The organism is Hymenobacter terrestris (genome assembly GCF_013377905.1).
GTDB lineage: Bacteria > Bacteroidota > Bacteroidia > Cytophagales > Hymenobacteraceae > Hymenobacter > Hymenobacter terrestris.
Window position 1 is genome coordinate 1 of sequence record NZ_JABKAV010000156.1, and the last position, 779, is coordinate 779.

The 779-nt window shown below is 66.1% G+C and carries 1 protein-coding gene; it reads left to right on the plus strand.

Features of this window, described 5'->3' with window-relative positions:
* Positions 1-267 precede the first annotated feature (267 nt).
* On the plus strand, positions 268-779 hold a 512-nt coding region (locus tag HW556_RS18395), incomplete at its 3' end, for a carboxypeptidase regulatory-like domain-containing protein (protein ID WP_176901570.1).

The window sequence follows — 779 nt, forward strand, 5'->3', positions numbered from 1 at the left end:
TTCGGACCGTTTCAGTAAACCCTGCTCCGGCCCCGCAAGCGTTGAGCAGATGGCTTGCTCCTCCAGTTGTTGTTCCGGGGGCGCAGTACCTACCTTTCCCAAAAAAACCAGTGGGCCTGGGCAAAACGCCGGCTAGACGTCTTAATGCGGCGGGCCGGCGGGGTCGCCCAGTCCGGCTCACCCTTCTCTATGCTCAACCGTCTTCTGGCGTGCCTGCTCGCCCTCTTGCCCCTGGCCGCCCAGGGCCAAACCGCGGCCGGCCGCGTCGTGTCCCAGACCACTGGCGCCCCGGTGCCCGATGCCACCGTCCGCCTCGAAGGACAGCCCGCAGGTACCCGCACCGACGAAGACGGCCGCTTTCGCTTGCCCGTGTCCGGCGCGGCGCCCGATGCCCCGCTTCGCATCTCGCACCTGGGCTATGAGGCCCGCACGGTACCGCTCAGCCAGCTGGGCCCACCCGTCGGGCTGGCGGAAGTCGCGTACCAGATCGGGGAGGTGTCGGTCACCTACGAGCGCCTCCGCACGCTGTTGCTTCGGGAGTGGAAAATCGACCCCGGCTCAGTGATTGCGGTGACCGACAATTACATTGCCCATGTGCGGGAAACGGACACCCTGCAGGCGGCGAAATTACTGCAACGCACCAGCGGCCTGCGCGCCGCCTTTGCATCGGCGCGTTTGGTGTTTCTGCCCAACGGCACGGTAAAAACGAAGTGGATGCTGTTCAGTGCCCGCAGCCAGTGGGAGCTGGACGAAGCGCAGCGCACCTTGCACCTGGTGGG